The 17,144-nt window shown below is 50.9% G+C and carries 18 protein-coding genes; 15 read left to right on the forward strand and 3 right to left on the reverse strand.

The window, feature by feature from the left end; translation table 11 throughout:
* From ACFQNG_RS01350 to ACFQNG_RS01400, 11 genes are all read left to right on the forward strand, one after another.
* Window positions 1-181 (forward strand): hypothetical protein (locus tag ACFQNG_RS01350; protein WP_379863000.1); only part of this gene is annotated, 181 nt, incomplete at its 5' end.
* 117 nt (window positions 182-298) lie between these two features.
* Window positions 299-925, forward strand: coding sequence for a TetR/AcrR family transcriptional regulator (locus ACFQNG_RS01355; protein WP_379863001.1), 627 nt, complete (start codon window positions 299-301; stop codon window positions 923-925).
* Between the two features lie 124 nt (window positions 926-1,049).
* Window positions 1,050-2,252: a cytochrome P450 family protein gene (locus ACFQNG_RS01360; RefSeq protein WP_379863002.1), complete on the forward strand. Its 1,203-nt coding sequence runs from the start codon at window positions 1,050-1,052 to the stop codon at window positions 2,250-2,252.
* A gap of 312 nt (window positions 2,253-2,564) precedes the next feature.
* Window positions 2,565-2,957, forward strand: coding sequence for a hypothetical protein (locus ACFQNG_RS01365; protein ID WP_379863004.1), 393 nt, complete (start codon window positions 2,565-2,567; stop codon window positions 2,955-2,957).
* 32 nt (window positions 2,958-2,989) lie between these two features.
* Window positions 2,990-3,670 carry a PspA/IM30 family protein gene (locus tag ACFQNG_RS01370; protein ID WP_379863005.1) on the forward strand — a complete coding sequence of 227 codons (681 nt, stop codon included), beginning with the start codon at window positions 2,990-2,992 and terminating at the stop codon, window positions 3,668-3,670.
* A gap of 511 nt (window positions 3,671-4,181) precedes the next feature.
* Window positions 4,182-4,922, forward strand: a complete 741-nt coding sequence (liaF, locus tag ACFQNG_RS01375) for a cell wall-active antibiotics response protein LiaF (RefSeq protein WP_379863006.1) — start codon at window positions 4,182-4,184, stop codon at window positions 4,920-4,922.
* On the forward strand, window positions 4,919-5,983 hold the full coding sequence (locus ACFQNG_RS01380) for a sensor histidine kinase (RefSeq protein WP_379863007.1): 1,065 nt from the start codon (window positions 4,919-4,921) through the stop codon (window positions 5,981-5,983). Before liaF ends, ACFQNG_RS01380 begins: the two co-directional genes overlap by 4 nt.
* Window positions 5,980-6,612: a response regulator gene (locus tag ACFQNG_RS01385; RefSeq protein ID WP_379863008.1), complete on the forward strand. Its 633-nt coding sequence runs from the start codon at window positions 5,980-5,982 to the stop codon at window positions 6,610-6,612. Before ACFQNG_RS01380 ends, ACFQNG_RS01385 begins: the two co-directional genes overlap by 4 nt.
* A gap of 168 nt (window positions 6,613-6,780) precedes the next feature.
* Window positions 6,781-7,062 (forward strand): hypothetical protein, encoded by a 282-nt coding sequence (locus tag ACFQNG_RS01390; protein ID WP_379863009.1) that lies wholly within the window; start codon window positions 6,781-6,783, stop codon window positions 7,060-7,062.
* A 418-nt stretch (window positions 7,063-7,480) separates the two neighbouring features.
* A complete protein-coding gene (locus ACFQNG_RS01395; RefSeq protein ID WP_379863010.1) occupies window positions 7,481-8,086 on the forward strand; it encodes a DedA family protein in 606 nt (201 codons plus the stop codon).
* 145 nt (window positions 8,087-8,231) lie between these two features.
* Window positions 8,232-9,011: a CAP domain-containing protein gene (locus ACFQNG_RS01400; RefSeq protein ID WP_379863011.1), complete on the forward strand. Its 780-nt coding sequence runs from the start codon at window positions 8,232-8,234 to the stop codon at window positions 9,009-9,011.
* Window positions 9,012-9,460: 449 nt separating this feature from the next.
* Here the strand turns inward: ACFQNG_RS01400 and ACFQNG_RS01405 are convergent, their stop codons facing one another.
* Window positions 9,461-10,096: a hypothetical protein gene (locus ACFQNG_RS01405; protein WP_379863012.1), complete on the reverse strand. Its 636-nt coding sequence runs from the start codon at window positions 10,094-10,096 to the stop codon at window positions 9,461-9,463.
* Window positions 10,032-10,568 carry an RNA polymerase sigma factor gene (locus ACFQNG_RS01410; RefSeq protein WP_379863013.1) on the reverse strand — a complete coding sequence of 179 codons (537 nt, stop codon included), beginning with the start codon at window positions 10,566-10,568 and terminating at the stop codon, window positions 10,032-10,034. The genes ACFQNG_RS01405 and ACFQNG_RS01410 overlap by 65 nt, the downstream gene beginning before the upstream one ends.
* Before the next feature lie 350 nt (window positions 10,569-10,918).
* Here ACFQNG_RS01410 and ACFQNG_RS01415 point away from each other — a divergent pair, with 350 nt between their 5' ends.
* Window positions 10,919-11,686, forward strand: a complete 768-nt coding sequence (locus ACFQNG_RS01415) for a peptidoglycan DD-metalloendopeptidase family protein (protein WP_379863014.1) — start codon at window positions 10,919-10,921, stop codon at window positions 11,684-11,686.
* 84 nt (window positions 11,687-11,770) lie between these two features.
* On the opposite strand, the gene ACFQNG_RS01420 is transcribed toward ACFQNG_RS01415, so the two are convergent.
* Window positions 11,771-12,388 carry a LysE/ArgO family amino acid transporter gene (locus ACFQNG_RS01420; protein ID WP_379863015.1) on the reverse strand — a complete coding sequence of 206 codons (618 nt, stop codon included), beginning with the start codon at window positions 12,386-12,388 and terminating at the stop codon, window positions 11,771-11,773.
* A 496-nt stretch (window positions 12,389-12,884) separates the two neighbouring features.
* Here ACFQNG_RS01420 and ACFQNG_RS01425 point away from each other — a divergent pair, with 496 nt between their 5' ends.
* The 3 genes from ACFQNG_RS01425 to murQ all read left to right on the forward strand — a co-directional run bounded on the left by ACFQNG_RS01425 (window position 12,885) and on the right by murQ (window position 16,942).
* Window positions 12,885-14,324, forward strand: a complete 1,440-nt coding sequence (locus tag ACFQNG_RS01425; protein WP_379863016.1) for an FAD-linked oxidase C-terminal domain-containing protein — start codon at window positions 12,885-12,887, stop codon at window positions 14,322-14,324.
* A 92-nt stretch (window positions 14,325-14,416) separates the two neighbouring features.
* The gene (locus tag ACFQNG_RS01430) at window positions 14,417-15,673 is read left to right on the forward strand and encodes a (Fe-S)-binding protein (protein WP_379863074.1); all 1,257 of its coding nucleotides are present in this window, start codon (window positions 14,417-14,419) and stop codon (window positions 15,671-15,673) included.
* A gap of 360 nt (window positions 15,674-16,033) precedes the next feature.
* Window positions 16,034-16,942, forward strand: a complete 909-nt coding sequence (gene murQ, locus ACFQNG_RS01435) for an N-acetylmuramic acid 6-phosphate etherase (protein WP_379863017.1) — start codon at window positions 16,034-16,036, stop codon at window positions 16,940-16,942.
* Window positions 16,943-17,144 lie beyond the last annotated feature (202 nt).

The raw sequence follows: 17,144 nt of genomic DNA on the forward strand, positions 1-17,144 counted from the left end.
CCTTGCTTTTGTTGTTATGAACATTCTAACAGGAAATCATGATGGATTCACCAGACACGCCCTAGTCGAGATTAGCGATGAAAAGATTGCGCCCATTTTATCCACAAAAAGTACCCTGGGTAAGCAGATATCATCGCTTGGATGCCCCTGCCTTGTGAGATGTTGGGGTTTTTTTGTGTGAAAAAAAGGGTCAAGAAGTGAATGCATGGAAGGGAATAGATGCCGATTCCTGTAGTGGTTACATGTTTGTAGTATATTTATAAAAACGCCCCAGTGATGATGAAAGGAGAGATTCGTGTTGCCGAGGAAACGAACGGCGCGGGAGCAACAAGCGATGGAGCGAAGGCAACAACTGTTGAAAGCGGCGAAGCAGTTGTTTGCGGAGAATGGTTATCATGCGACCACAACCAAGTCGATCAATGAAAAGATCGGGATGGCAGATGGGTTGTTGTACCATTATTTCCCGCAAGGAAAGCGGCAAATGTTGCAAGAGCTGGTCAGGGAAGAAGTGAAGCATAAAGTGGATGCCATGATGAATGAGTTGCGGCGGCTGGACCGGGAGTTGGATTTGGAACAGACGCTATTGCGGATCGGCAAGGCCCTGATGCGTTATACGTTGATGGATCGCGAAATCATTATCATATATTTAAAGGAACATTCCTTATTGGAGCCGGAGCTGGTGAAGGAAGTGATTGGACAAATCCTCCACCTATCGCAAGAAATCACGTTGATCATTCAACGCCGATTCGATTCGGAAGCGTTTAAGGAGCTTGACCCCGTCATGATGTCCAGGCAATATGTCAGTGGCATATCCAATTATTTGGCGCAGGAATTGTATTTCGGAAGTGACAACGTCTATCGGATGCCGGCTGAAGAGTATTTGGTTCAATGGGTGAAGCATACGATTTCTTCTTGGAAAAAATGAAACATGAAAAATGTTCATTTTTCGTTACTCTTTTCATTCATTAATTAATGAATGAAAAGAGTATAGTAGAAAGTGGAGGCGCAAGTCGTCCCGTCTAAAAAATCTGTAAGTATGGGGGATAACCATGCGAAAAGTGGATTTGTTTTCCGGGGAATTTAAAAAGGAAGCGTATGAAATCTACCAAGAGTTGCGTCAAACTTCGCCCGTTTATCCGGTAGAGATGCCCAATGGAACGAGGGGATGGCTGATCACCCGGTATGAAGATGTGGTGGCAGCGCTGAAGGATCCACGCTTTATGAAAAACGGGCGAGCTGTCTTGGGAGATGAATACAAAGAAAAGTTTTATGTGTCGGAAGAAACGCATTTGTTAACCCATCATATGTTGGCGATGGACCCTCCCGACCACACCCGTTTGCGGGGCTTGGTGCAAAAGGCCTTCTCCCCACGGTTGGTGGCCGATTTGGAAGGGCGTATCGAGGAGATCGCGAAAGAGTTGCTGGATGCGATGGAGGGGAAAGCCGGGGTGGACCTGATTGAAGACTATGCGTTTCCACTCCCGATCATCGTCATTTGTGAAATGTTGGGCATTCCCGCGGAAGATCGCCTGAAATTCCGCGATTGGTCCAACGTGATCGTGGATTCCTCCAACCAGGCGGAACAGATGAGGCGGGCCGTTCCTAAAATCAGGGAATTTATCGAGTATTTGCGGGAACTGTTCGTGGAGCGGCGTCGTGATCCCAAAGACGATTTGATCAGCGGACTGGTTCATGCCCAGGAGGAAGGGAACAAGCTGTCGGAAACGGAGTTGCTTGCGATGGTATTCCTGTTGATTGTCGCGGGGCATGAGACGACGGTCAACTTGATCGGCAACGGGGTGTTGGCACTCTTGGAAAACCCTGACCAATTGTCTTTGTTAAAGCAGAAACCGGAATGCATCCATACGGCTGTCGAAGAACTGTTGCGTTATTATAGCCCGGTGGAATTGGCGACCAATCGGTGGGTCAGTGAAGATCTTCAGTGGCATGGCCAACAGATCAAGAAGGGAGACTTGATCATTGTCTGTTTGGCGTCGGCGAACCGGGATCCCAATCAGTTTAACGAACCGGACCGTTTGGATATCACGCGCAAACCGAATCCGCATGTCGCTTTTGGGCAATGGATCCATCACTGCTTGGGCGCCCCGCTGGCTCGTTTGGAAGCCAAAGTGGCCATTCCCGCTTTGTTTGAGCGTTTTCCCCATCTCGCTTTGGGAGTGCCCCGTGAAGAACTGGCTTGGCGCTCCAGTTATTTGATGCGGGGACTGCATCAATTGCCCGTTATCTATTGACATCTCCGCTTGAACACCGAAGCGGGACACGAATCATGATATGTAAAGATGGCTTGGGGTCCAATTCCCAAGCCATTTTATTTTTTGGAGCATGGCGATTTTCACACCCTTTTATACGAAGGAAACACTTCTCGCACGGCCGTGGCGGGAGGTGTTTTTATGTGTAGGGCGCGATGGGGGTTCTTCCTTTTGTGCGGTGGAGTCGTAAGCGTTATGCGACCAGAGTCGTAGCACAAAATGAAACCGGGGTTCGTGTTGGAAAAGAGGCCGTTTATGTAAGCTTAAATCAGAAACATAACAGGGGGGAGACACATGAAAAAGTTCATCGGGCTCCTGCTATTGGTCATAGGCGTCGCCGTTTTCATTGGTGATTTCGGGGCATTGCTCGCTTTGTTGGTAGCGGGCGCGCTCATGATCTACGGAGTGAAACGGTGGAAACGCGCCGAAACCAAAGGGAAGAAAGCAATTGCCTTCACGGCGCTGGGAGTGGCGGCGATCCTGCTCCTCCATTGGGCGCCCTCGATGATGGGGTTGCTGATTGGTGGGGTTATGCTCTATCTGGGGTGGAAGCTCTTGAAAGGAGACAACACCTTAGCGGTGGAGGTGGGTGCGAGTAACCTGCCGGAAGCCAATCCGGTGATGGTCGAATCTTCGTTTGAAGCGGATTGGCAAGCTTTTCTGAACAAACAAAATCAACAAGGTTGATCATATCCATAACTGACGAGGAGGAAATCCCAATGGCCTGGAAACGCATACGTGATTACCTGATGGCGACTTACCATGAGATCATGGATGATGTGGAAAAACCGGAATCGATGCTCAAGCAATATTTGCGCGATATTGAAAAAGAGATCGGGGCGGCGAAAGAGGTCATCATCAAGCAACAGATGTTGACCAAACAATTCACGCGCCAGGCGGAAGAGGCGAAGAATCTGGCGGCACGACGCGAGGAGCAAACCCGGATCGCCCAGAACGCCGGGGAAGAAAAGTTGGCGGAGAAAGCCCTTGCGGAGATGAAGTATTATGAAGCGAAGGCGCAAGAATACGAGGGATATGCGCAAAAATCCATCGCGCAAACTGAAGACTTGCGGCATCAAGTGAGCAAGCTGGAGAAAAAATATCAAGATCTGAAGGATAAAAAGAATGAATTGGTGGCACGTGCGGCGATGGCCCAAGCCAATCAACGCATTCACGCCATGCTGAGCTTCACGGCTTCGGAGAGCTTGCTCAAAGAGTTCCAACGCATTGAAGATCGGATCGCCGAAATGGAGATCAGGGCCAAGGTCTACGCCAATGCGAGCTTGGGCGAGATGAATGCGGGCTCCGCTCCGGGGCAAATCGCTTTGAACCCGGCCAAGGCGGGACCAGCGGAAGAAGTCAAGGTTTCCCTATCAGCGCCAGAAGCGATGTCGCAATAAAAGGCTGGCGATGAAGGACAAGCCCAGTGAATGGGAAAACAGGCTGGACTTTCCCTCACGCTAAACGATACATGGACAGGGTGCCTTCAAGGTACCCTCGGGATAATGACAAAGCCTAGAGGAAGAAGATTTTGAAAGCGGAGTGACTGGGAGCTGTGAATCAAGCGGAGTGCCGAACGGAGGAGGGAAGCGGGCAACACTAAGAACGACAGTGACTTTGCCCGCGCCGGAGTTCGGCGACGGAGCTACTTCCCGATAGAGCGACCAAGGAACGCAGACTCAAAAATCGACTCCGGGGCCACTTTGTCAGCAAGCTCAGGGTGCCTTCAAGGTACCCTCTTTTTGATGGTGGGAATCATGGCCGAATGGCATAGGGTCGCGATTCCTTCAATTTGATCACAACCCGGGTGATTCCCTATTTTCAAGAAGCCGGTTTCATGTTCATAATAGCTACAAGGAGGTGAAGTCGTCATGGTCCCAGAGAGCAAAAGGGGCCCCTGCGGCGTTCACGATGAAAAAGGTGTTGATTGGATGGATTGTCTTGATTATGGGGATCTGGATCTTATGGGGGATCTCAGATCTGTTTATCGGCCCATGGGTCTTTTTTGTCATCGGGATTGTCTTGCTTCGCAAGCATCACCGCAAATGGGGTTATCTCTTTTTGTTTCTGTTCGCGATCACCTTGGTGTGCCGCCTTCTTGAGATTGAATGGGAATGGATCGCCGTCTCCATCCTGTTGATCAGCTTTGGATATCGCCTGTTTACCAATGGCCGCGTGCCGGAGCGGCAGACGGAAGAGCGGAAAAACGGAAAAAGGCCAACGGAACATGACGGGACGAAGCGGACGGATATGTTCACATCGGGCAATCTGCGCTTCAAAACACCCCCATTCCGCGGCTCGTTGATTGACTCGCTCTATCTGATCAACCAGCGCTACGAGCTAACGGATATCAACCTGTCTTCCGGCATCAGTGACATCAAAATGGACTTGTCGAAAGCCATGATTCCCGAAGGGGAAAGCACCATTGTGATCAGCGGCCTCCTCGGGGATGTGGACATTTATGTCCCCGACGATCTGGATGTCGCCGTTGCCGCAACCGTCAGCGTCGGCCACTTGGATATCTTGGGACACAAGCAAGGGGGCGTCAATCGCCAAGTCCTGTTGGAGACCCAGGATTACCGTCAAGCCAGGCGAAAAGTGAAAATCAGCATTTCCTTGCTGGCTGGTGATGTGGGTGTGAGGTGCTTATGAACAGAAGAAAGCTGACGAATATTCACTGGCGATTGACACAATATACGATCTGGGTTTGCGCGGTGCTTGCCTTCTTGTTGCTGACAGCGTTCATGCACGCTTATCGATTGGGGTGGCAAACGCTATGGACGGCTAAACTCTTCAACATACCCATCCTTGTTGTGTTCGCGATGCTGGTGGTGTTTGTGGGCACTTTCTCCGGCTTTCCCTTTGGCTATGCCATCAAACGGAGGTTGGAAGGATTGATTGAAGCGACCTTGCGCTTTGAACGGGGCAATTTCTCTTACCGCCTGCCCGCCCTTGGCGAGGATGAAATTGGTTTGGTGGCAATCCATCTCAACCAGATGGCGGAACGGATTGAAAAGCAAGTCGCCTCCCTGCAAAAGTTGTCCACAGAGAAAGCGGAATGGGAAGAACGGCAGAAGCAAGCCGTCATTTCGGAAGAGCGGCAACGCTTGGCCAGGGAATTGCATGATGCGGTAAGTCAGCAACTCTTCGCCATCTCGTTGATGTCATCGGCGATCAAAGAAACGCTGTCCGGCGGAGCGGAACCCATCCACCAACAAATCGCCCTGATTGAGAAAATGGCGGGTATCGCCCAAAATGAGATGCGCGCGCTTTTATTGCATTTGCGCCCGGTCACCTTGGAGGGCAAAGGCTTGAAAGAGGGACTGGAAGAACTGCTTGAAGAGTTCAAAGCCAAGCATCCCGTGGACATTCATTGGGAAGTGGGGAGTTTGCCCAGTCTGCCCAAAGGAGTTGAGGACCATCTCTTTCGGATTGTCCAAGAAGGTCTCTCCAATGTGTTTCGCCACGCGCAAGCGACATCGGTCACGGTGCGCTTAGTTGCCCGAAATAGACATGTTCATCTGCGGATTATTGATAATGGCGTCGGATTTGACATGAGCAAGTTGAAGGCGTCTTCGTACGGATTGCAATCGATTCAGGAACGGGCCAGTGAAATCGGGGGTATTGCCGAAGTGGTGTCATTGCCCGACAAAGGGACCCAAGTCGAAGTGAAAGTTCCCATCGTGATGGAAGAAAAGGAGGGGGAATCATGATTCGTGTGATGATCGTGGATGATCATGAGATGGTACGTATGGGGTTGGCGGCATATTTGGAAGCATTGCCGGATATCACGATTGTCGGTGAAGCGGCCAATGGCTTGGAGGCGGTCCGTCTGGCCCAAGAGGTCAAACCGGATGTGATCCTGATGGACTTGGTCATGGATGAGATGGATGGCATTGAAGCCACCAAGGAGATCTGCCGCACGATGGAGAACCCGAAAATCATTGTGCTGACCAGCTTTATTGACGATGACAAATTATACCCCGTGATCGAAGCCGGCGCTTTAAGCTATCTGTTAAAAACATCGAAAGCCAATGAGATCGCCGATGCGGTGAGGGCGGCGATGAAAGGGGAGCCGGTGCTGGAGGCGAAAGTGACCGGCAAGATGCTTTCCAAAATGCGGCGTGCGGAGGAAGCCAAGCCGCATGAATCCCTTACTGCAAGGGAGATTGAAGTTCTTCGCTTGATCGCGGAGGGGAAAACCAACCAAGAGATTGCCGATACGCTTTTCATCACCGTCAAAACAGTGAAAACCCATATCACCCACATCCTGTCCAAATTGCAAGTGGACGACCGCACCCAAGCGGCCATCTACGCCCATCGCAACAAACTGGTTACATAAAACGCCCGCAAAAACTCCCGGACCCTTCCGAGGGTTTTTCTTATGGGGATGGGCGATCTTGATTCGCGGTGCAGGGTACGAAGTTTTGTACTGGCCAGTTTTCAAGTTCACTTTGTTAGCATAAAAGGTTAATATATATAAGACAAAACATCGTAAGGGAGACACATGATGATTATCAGTGAGGACCTTTTTCTGCAGCAAGTGAGTCAAGAGTTGGAGCGGATTGAAGAGAAGTTGAACAAGGATGAGAAGAAAAAAAATTGGCTTACCCTTCAGCGGCAAAAACTCGCCCTGAACTTGATTTGCCACCAATTGAAGCAAATTGATCCAGGAGTGGGGGAGTCCCCGGAGACCCCGGATGCCGGGCGACTGCGGCGGAACTTATATTATTTCAAGGCACAGATGCTGCTTCAGCAGATTGAGGAGCAAAGATCATCAAGGTCATCTTGAACCAACTTCCCTCCAGAAGTTGGAACAGAAGGCTGAGATGAACCATTGTCGCCGATGGTTGCTCCGCTTGGAAGGGGACTTGAATGCGGAACGTACAGAATGGTTGGAAAAATCAAGGGTTCATAAACACCATGTCCCTGTCAGGCCAGCGTAGGGGTCAAACTGATCCACGCTGGCTTTTTTATGTTTACAAGAACAAAATGCTGTTTTTGTAGATAAATATTTGAATAGATTTGGATTTATTGTGAAAGCTGGCTTGAGCGTTTGGAATGTTGAAATCGGATATGTTATGGTTGACTGGAAACCCCCCTTGCCTCAAATATTGATTTTACCGTGTGCGTTGATTTTAATGCGCCCGCCTGATGCGGGACATTTGGCTTGATATGATACATAACAATCACTTTCAAGGAGTGATGGTATGGAAGAGTTGATCATGAACTTAATCGAGGCGTTTAAGGAATTGTCCTACTTCGGGGTGATCTTGGCCTTGACGTTTGAATTTATTCCGGGTGAGGTTGTGCTTCCCTTGGTCGGTTATTGGGTGTATCAAGGGGATATGAATCTATGGTTGGCTGTCTTGGCGGGAAGCGTGGGAGGGGTGACCGGACCGCTAACCCTCTATGCGATCGGTCGCTACGGCGGGAGACCTGTTGTGTTGAAATTCGGCAAGTACTTTTTTGTCCGTGAGAAAGAACTGGATGCCGCTGATCGCTTCTTTGCCAAATACGGCGCCAGCGTCGCCTTTTTGGGCCGCTTTATCCCGGTCGTCCGCACGGCCATTTCTTTCCCTTGCGGCATAGCGAAAATGAATATCTGGCAGTTTTCCATTTATACATTTTTCGCGATGGTTCCGATCACCTTCCTGTACATTTATCTGGGGTATAAATTGGGGCCGAAATGGGAGCAAGTGGGCACCATTGCCGAGAAGTACCTCCTTCCCTTCGCGATTGTGGCTTTGGCGGGGCTCATCCTCTACATTTGGTTGAAATCGTCAAGCGAAAGAAAAAGAAAAATAGCCGGCTAGCCGTTGCCGGATGGCCAAAGCAGAAGAATCCCCGGATGATTTCGGGGGTTTTGTTGTGATAAGATTGTAGATTTACCTATGGGTTTCACCGGCGGGAGTACGCTATACTGTATGAGAGAACGAATTCGACCGAAGGAGGACGATGATGCGCTTTACGATATCTTTCTTGAGTCTGGCTGTTTTCCTTGTTGTATTGACAGGTTGTTCTCCCTTGCTTGGCTTGGGTGAAGCGACGCCAAATGAACCAAGCACCAAGCCCAGCGCAAAGCCGATGCCGGAAACGAAGCAGCCTGAAGAATCCACTGTTACCGTGACAAAGCCGCCTTCTCCCACGCGAGCCGAACAACAAACCGATCTGGCCCAAGACCGGGAGAAGTCAGAAAAGAGTGATAGCGGCGCGAAGACGAAAGCGCCAACCCCATCTGAAAATAAAGAGAAAGCGGAAGCGACAAACGGGAAAGAGGCCACGCCCAAACCGGTGACTCCCCCAACTGACAAGCAGTCGGACCAATCCAAACCAACACCATCCAATTCCACCTTGTTGGACATCGAAAAAGAAGTGATTCAATTGGTCAATCAAGAACGGGAGAAGCGCGGATTGGCCAAGTTGGCCATCAGTGAGCAAGTTTCCCGTGTCGCCCGCAAAAAGTCAGAAGACATGAAAGAGCACCATTACTTCAGCCACGAGTCGCCTACATACGGTTCCCCCTTTGAGATGCTGCAACGATTTGGGGTGCGCTATACCATGGCGGGAGAAAATATCGCGGCCGGCCAAACCACGGCCGAACAGGTAATGGAAAGTTGGATGAACAGTGAAGGGCATCGCGCCAATATCTTAAACCCGGATTATACGCATATCGGTGTCGGGTATGTAAAGGGCGGGGATTACGGGGTCTATTGGACCCAACAATTTATCGCAAAATAATCAGATCCCAACCATATCCATCAAATCCCATATGAAGCAAAAAGAAAAACGACAGCCAGGGACTCAGGGCCGTCGTTTTTCTTTGAGTTGTCAAAGGGGTGACCGTGAATGGCTCAACAGCCGCACTCGTCTTTGCCGCATTTTGAACATTTGGAAAGTTGTGGTCGGATCATGCGTTTCCCTCCTTTAATGTGATGGACAAGGAAAGGTAGGGCCATGGATGATCGAACGATGGCAGACAAAGCAGATGGATATCCTAGTTGATTACCCTTATTATACCATTTCTAATAGGTAAGGTTGCTATAAATGTAGAAAGATATTTTGTTCCTCGTTGTACGTGCCGTTTGGATCCGGTTAGAGAAACGGCTAACCCTTTTCCGAGGTTAGCCGCATGATCGCAAAAGTGAGTTTTTATTCATGGTGTAAGTGGTCCGATGTTGGCGCGTTGATCATTGGATGATGGTTTCCCAATGGATGGGATACCGAATGGTGATTTCCTGAAGATACAGGGTCAGCTTTTTGGGTTGATGAAGCCCTTCGATGCGGTAGGTTCGGTTTTTGTGTGTTGTGGCGCTATCTTCATGCAGCCGGTAGAGCCTTCCTTCTTCATCAAGTGCATACCAGATTAAAGGAAGGCCGGATTTGTTCAGTTCCATCTCCATTTCGACTCTCATCTCTTCGGGATGTTCTTTTTCCGGCTCCTTGTTTGGACCGAATGAAGTAAAGGTAAAGCGGTTTCCTTTGTACTCAGCCGTGACAGGTGCATGGTTCACTTCCGTCGGATCGAGTTGGATCCGCAAATCCGTCGGCTCACGTTTGCTTATGGTGGTGGCGACCAACCGGAAGGGGCCGGTGGTGGCTTTGACAGGGGCAAAGTAATTTGTTTTCGCTGTTTTTCCCAGTTCCTTGAGGTCCGATTCAGTCGATCCGTGTGTCATATTGCTGTTACGGTCTCGATGATCGGAAGAGAACAGTTTCTTTCCCTGTGAATCATACACATCGTAGATCAGTTCGTATGCATCATATAAATGACCGTACACCTTTTGTTTGGTTGGATAGTATTTTTTGGGGTAAATGTTTCGCACCTCGTTGGCGCTGTTCCAAGCATTGCCCGATCTCCTTGTAGCTGAGTTCGTGGTGAAAGCGCAGCACCAACACTTCGCGATAAAGGGGAGGCAACTGCTTTAATTTCTTTATGAACTGCTTTTTGTCTTCGTTTTGCAAGACTAGGGATTCGGGATGTAGATGATCGACCGCATCAATCTCCTCTTGCACCGTCGTTTTCCGCCGTTTGCGTTTGCGGAACTCATCGTTGCACAAGTTGGCGGCAATCTGGCACAGCCAAGTGAGAAACTTATATTCGGGTTTATACCGCTTCAGATTGTGGTAGGCCCGGATGAACGTTTCTTGGGTTAGATCTTTGGCGTCTTCATGGTGTTTCACCCGTTTATGGATGAAAAAATAGATGGCATTCATATATTTTCGTACCAGATGGTCATAAGCGTCCGGCGAGTTAGCCAGCACTTGCCGGATATAGGCCATATCCTCATGCTCCAATACACGCGCCTCCTCACTTTCCGGGATGTCTGCTTTTAATACGTCATGAGATGCGGTTTTGTCTTAATTTGTTGCGAAGGATCGGCCATCATTCCCCATGAGCGCCCGAAGGCACAAAATTAATAGGGTTAATAAACGGTGCGAGAAGGATATATTATTATTTTTAAATAATAAATGAAATGAATATTCAACTAACGTGGTTTGGGATTGAATCCGATCTGGCAAAAGAATGGAGGGGGTGAAAGCGGCGGGGCATTTAAAGAATTAATAAAAATGAAAAGGGTGCTGGAATTTGGCGCGGTCTGGCGATGGATTTGCTATTTTTCCCTACAACAGGAGGAGATGCAACGATGAGCAAAAAAGTGTGGTTACCCTTGTTGGCCATTTTGTTTTCGGCCATCACCTCGTTTTTTCCTCAAGGCGCTTCCGCCGCACCCGCATTTCAAATGCCATTTCCTTGCGGACAAGTCTGGGAGGGGCAGACGCGAACCAATCACAATCCGTTGAATTCGGTTGATTTGAATCGCGCGAACGATGAAGGGGACACGGTGGTCGCTTCCGCTTCAGGAAAAGTCACCACGGTGCGGGATTTGGGTTCAACCAGTTACGGAAAATATGTGGTGATCGATCACGGAGGGGGTTGGACAACCCTTTATGCGCATCTCAACTCTTTCAGCGTCTCGGTGGGGCAGTTGGTGTCGATGGGACAAAAAATCGGGACGGTGGGTTCGACGGGAGGATCGACGGGTCCGCACTTACATTTTGAAGAGCGGTTAAACGGCACCGCGCAAAAAATCGTTTGGAACGGGGCACAAATCTTATATTACGGAACCAAAAATTACACCAGCAAGAACAGTTGCTCAAGTGGCGTCACCGGCACAGTTCATACGGATACGGGTCTGTCCGTCAATGTTCGTTCCGGCCCGGGAACCGGCTATAGCATTGTCGGTTCCGTCGCCGATGGGCAATCCGTCACCATCCAATGCCAAAAACGCGGGGAAACGGTGACGGGAACATACGGCACCAGCGACTTATGGGATTACATCGGCACGGGATATATTTCGGAGGCGTATGTCTATACGGGGTCGGATGGGCAAGTGGCCCCGACGTGCAACTGAGACCAACGGGAATGCCCGAACAAAGCGCCAACGATCCTGTTGGCGCTATTTGCTAGACGGAAAGATGGCAGAAAACAGTGATGTTTATATTCCGTTGATGAGATTGGCAATTAAGTAGACCGCCACACCCCAGATGATCAGGGCGGAGATTTTGTTGATGACGCTCAAGACCCTGCCGGATGAATCCAACTGTCCGACCAGTTTCCCGCACAGGGCCAGTCCAAAAAACCATATCCATGAAACGGCTACACAGGCGAGGCTAAAGGCCCATTTCTCCATGCCTTCATATTGGATGGAACTGGTTCCAATGACCCCGATCGTATCCAGGATCGCATGGGGATTCAACAAGGAAACGGAAGCGGCAAAGGAGATTTGTTGCTTGGTGGACATCCGTTCCGCTTGGCCCCCGGCTGGATTGGGTTTGGACTTCCATACGGTCCAACCCATATAGAGCAGGAACAGGATCCCCACCGAGAATAATACGAGTTGGAGCCATTCGATAGTGAGAATGATGACAGAAACGCCCAACACCGCCAAAGAAATGAGCAACGTGTCACAAATCGATGCGGTGAGGATGACTGGCAAGGCCCGGAAGAAGCGGGGTTGGGTTGCGCCTTGGTTAAATACGAACACGTTTTGCGCGCCCAACGGCAAAATAAGGCCGAACGCGAGAATCATGCCATGGATCAATGCTTGAATCATAGGTGAAAACCCTCCAGTTAATTTAAAAAGAACAGGATGAACCCGTTCCTTAAACATTCATCTTATGGAAACATCAGGCTGACCGATGGTTGGTGTTGGTTCCAGTGAATATAGTGGTGAACAGATTACATCGGGGCCATCCAAATCATACGCCCCCCATGCACAATGGATGGGATAAGGAAACGGCATTGTACGCATCCACCACCGGATGGATATCAAAGAGAGGCATTTGTCTGATCATCTCCTTTTATATAGATTTATCATTTAATATAGAAATGAGTAAAGCATTATAATTTAATTTGAATAATGTTTCTTTTGTACTTACCTAAATAATCCTATGTATTTTGCGATTTTCCTTGGACCATGAAGAGGGTGTTTGCCACTACTTCGGTAGACCTTCACCGTTGGCCGCATCGTGGTGGAGATGTCTGTAATATGATAGCGTTATACATGGATTCATCTGATGACCTGATACGTGACCAAGGGAGGGATTTGGGTGAACGCAGCCTTTCAGCCAGGGGAGGGGCTTCCTGCGGAAGTGAAGCGGCAGTTGATTTCGATTGTGGGGGAGAAGTGGTTTTTGGATAGCCCCAATGAGCTTTTTGCTTACTCCTATGACGCGACGCCGATATTCCAGTCAATGCCGGATGCGGTGATCATGCCGCATAGAACGGAAGAGGTGTCGGCGATTTTAAAGATAGCCAATAACCATCGGATTCCCATCGTTCCGCGCGGGTCGGGCACCAATCTGGCGGCGAGCACCATACCGGTGGAGGGGGGCATCGTGCTCAATATGAACCGGTTTAACCGGATCATGGAGATTGATCAGCAAAACTTGACGGCGACGATTGGACCGGGAGTGGTGACGGCCGATCTTCATCAAGCGGTGGAAGCGGTGGGACTGTTTTATCCCCCAGATCCGGGAAGTATGCGCATCTCCACGGTGGGGGGGAATATGGCGCAATGCGCGGGTGGCATGCGCGGACTGAAATATGGGGTGACCAAAGATTATATTATGGGGTTGGAATATGTTCTGCCATCAGGCGAAGTGTTGCGTGCGGGCGGCAAAAACGTCAAAGATGTGGCCGGTTACGATATGACGCGCCTCTTGGTGGGGTCGGAAGGCACCTTGGCCGTGATCACGGAGATCACGTTAAAGTTGCTTCCGTTGCCGGAAACGAAGCGGACGCTGGTGGCCTACTACACCAACTTGACGGATGCGGCGCTTACAGTGGAGCGGGTGATTGCCTCCAAGATCATCCCCGCGACGATGGAGTTTTTGGATCAAGGCACGATGAAAGTGGTGGATGATTTTGCGAAGCTGGGCTTGCCGCTCACGATGAAATCGATGCTGTTGATTGAGCAGGACGGCCCGCAAGAGCTGGTTGACCGCGATATCGAGCGGATCGCGGAAATTGCCAAGGCGGAAGGGGCTGCCCAGGTGCAGGTGGCCCAGACCCAGGCGGAAGGCGCCAAGTTGCTTGCGGCCCGGCGTGCGGCCTTATCGGCGCTATCCCGCTTAAGGCCGACGACGATATTGGAGGATGCGACAGTGCCGCGCTCCCGGTTGGCGGAGATGGTTCAAGAAATCGAGCGGATCGCGGAGAAGTATCAGGTGCAGATTTGCACGTTTGGCCATGCGGGGGATGGCAATCTTCATCCCACTTGCATGACCGACGAACGGAACAAAGAAGAAATCCACCGGGTGGAGCAAGCCTTTGAGGAAATCTTCCAGGCCGCGCTCCGATTGGGCGGGACGATTACGGGTGAACATGGGGTCGGCATGGCCAAACGGGATGTTTTGCCCCTGAAAGTGGGTGCGGGGGGCGTCGAGCTGATGAAACGAATCAAGGAAGCGTTTGACCCGAACAACATCATGAACCCGGGCAAAATCTTCGCCAACGGCACACGACGTCGGGTGGTGGTGAAAAAATGAGCCGGGACGACAAACGAGTGGCGGAGAACCAACTCCCTTGCGCAAAAGCGGAGGTCGACAATCAAGAGAACGGGCTCTTGGGAAAATGGAATATGGATGAGCTGATGAGCTGTATGCACTGCGGATTCTGCCTGCCTTCTTGTCCGACGTACCGGCAGACGGGGCTGGAAACTTACAGCCCGCGTGGACGGGTCGCTCTGATGAAGGGGGTGGCCCGAGGGCAATTACCCGTCGATGCCGAGTTTGCGAAGAATATGTACGCGTGCTTGGGTTGCCGCGCTTGTGAGACCGCTTGTCCGGCGGGAGTGCCCTATGGAAGCTTGCTCGAGACGGCGCGGGAAGTGGTGGAAGGCGACAAGAAAAGGGCAGGGAAGGCACCGTTGGTGCGGGACATGGTATTTAAGCACCTCTTTCCCCATCCCAATCGGATGAAGGCATTGGGAACGCTGCTATGGGCGGCGCAAGCGACGGGCCTGCAAAAGCTGGCTGGTCGAACGGGGCTGATCCGTCTCTTGCCAAGGGAAATGGCCGAAATGCAACAGGCGGTGGATCGGGTGGCTTCACCGCTGAAGCGCGCCAGACGGCAACGGGTGATGAGGGCGGAACGAAAAGCCTTGCATACGGTGGGGTTGTTTACCGGTTGTGTGATGGATGTCATGTTTTATGAAACCAACCAAGCGACGGCGCGCTTATTGATCAAAGCGGGATGCGATGTGGTGTTTGTCGGCGCTCAGGCATGCTGTGGGGCCCTGCATGCCCACTCCGGGGAAAAAGAAGGGGCGGTTGCCTTGGCCAAACGGAATATCGAGGCGTTTGAACAAGCCGGTGTGGACTTCATCGTCAACAACGCCGGCGGTTGCGGGGCGGCGCTCAAGGAGTACCACCACTGGTTCCACGATGATCCGGAATGGAAAGAGCGGGCCGTCGCGTTTGTGGCCAAAGTGCGGGATGCGAATGAATTGCTGGCTGAACTGCCGCCGCTTCGATTTGCGAAAGAGCTCCATGTGCGTGTCACGTATCAGGACTCTTGTCATCTCGCTCACGGTCAAGGGATTCGCAATCAGCCCCGCCAATTGATCCAAAGCATCCCAGGGGTGGAGCTGGTTGAGATGAATCGCGCGGATCAGTGTTGCGGTTCGGCGGGGATCTACAACATCACCCATTTTGACCTGTCCATGGAGTTGTTGGATGACAAGATGGAAGAGGTGAAGAAAACGGGTGCGCATCTCATTGTGACATCCAACCCGGGTTGTTTGTTGCAGATGAAACAGGGAATTGCGCGCGCGGGGATGCAAGGGAAGATAGAAGCGGTGCATATCATGGATTTGCTTGATCGGGCCTTGGGATAATCGAGAGGCGCTTGGCTGGGCCAGGCGCTGTTTTTGCTGTTGCCGACAAATGGGATGCGGTTAAGATTCATTGTTTGGTTATTGATATTTTCAGATTCTTTCTCGTAAGCTATGGGTGGGAAGATTAGCTTTATGATACATAGTGGGAATGGCATGTTCAGGCGTGTTGATAAGGCGGTTTTGCCTGTGCCCTGTGGGTGAAAGCGGAATGATGGGAGCTTTGGATCAAGCTTCATCAAGAACGAAGGAAGAGAGCGGGCAACGGAGCACCTTCCCTTTGATGCGACCAAGGAATGCAGACTCAAAATCCGTCTTCATCAACAACCTAAATCTGGTAAATCAATGGAGGCTGTTTTAAACATGAAAGAACACTTGCCTTCGTTAACGACGGAGTTGCGGAACGAACGCACGATGCAGATCGATTCGGCCGATACCTTGGACATCTTGAGAATCATCAATGAAGAAGACCAAAAAGTGGCGCTGGCTGTCCAAAAAGTGTTGCCAGATGTCCGGGTGGCGGTGGACTTTGCGGTGCAATCGTTAAGCCGGGGCGGGCGGTTGATCTATATTGGGGCAGGCACGAGCGGACGCCTCGGCGTTCTGGATGCGGTGGAATGCCCACCGACGTTCAGCACCCCGCCAGAGTGGGTGCAAGGATTGATGGCGGGTGGTGAAAAAGCCTTTGTCAAAGCGGTCGAAGGAGCAGAGGATAAAGAAGAGTGGGGAGAGCGGGATTTGCGGGAGATTGGCCTGACCGACAAAGATACGGTGGTGGGGATTGCCGCCAGCGGGCGCACGCCATACGTGATCGGTGCGCTTAAATATGCCCGCCGCATCGGGGCCAAAGCGGTGGCCCTCTCCTGCAACGAACGGGCGCGCATCAGTCGAGAAGCGGATCATGCGATTGAAGTGGTCGTCGGGCCGGAAGTGTTGACGGGCTCAACTAGGATGAAAGCGGGCACGGCGCATAAGATGATCTTAAACATGATTTCGACCACGACCATGATCAAGCTCGGCAAAGTATATGAGAACTTGATGGTGGATGTGAACATCAGCAACCACAAGTTGAAGGAACGGGCGATTCATATCATTCGCACGGTGACGGGCGTATCAACTGAACAAGCGATAGAGGCGCTGGAACAAGCCCATAACGAAGTGAAAACAGCCATTGTCATGCTTGAGGCGAAGACGACATATGAAGGTGCGGTGGAGCGGCTGAAGCAAGCAAACGGCTATGTGCGCCAAGCGATTTTGCAAGCGTTGCGGTAAAAGCGTGGAACAGGGGGCCGACGGGTGGCGTATATGCATCTTCGCCACCATCTGCTGCAAAAGTCGCGGTTGGATCAGATGATCTGATCGTGCGAGAAAGAGCCCCGCAAACGATTCTTGGCGGGGTTTTTTGTGCGGTCGATGATCGTTATTTTTAATTTCCCCAAGATATTTTCTGAATATAGAGGATTGTCGGATTGAG

The sequence above is a fragment of the Laceyella putida genome (assembly GCF_042665195.1).
Classification (GTDB): Bacteria; Bacillota; Bacilli; order Thermoactinomycetales; family Thermoactinomycetaceae; genus Laceyella; species Laceyella putida.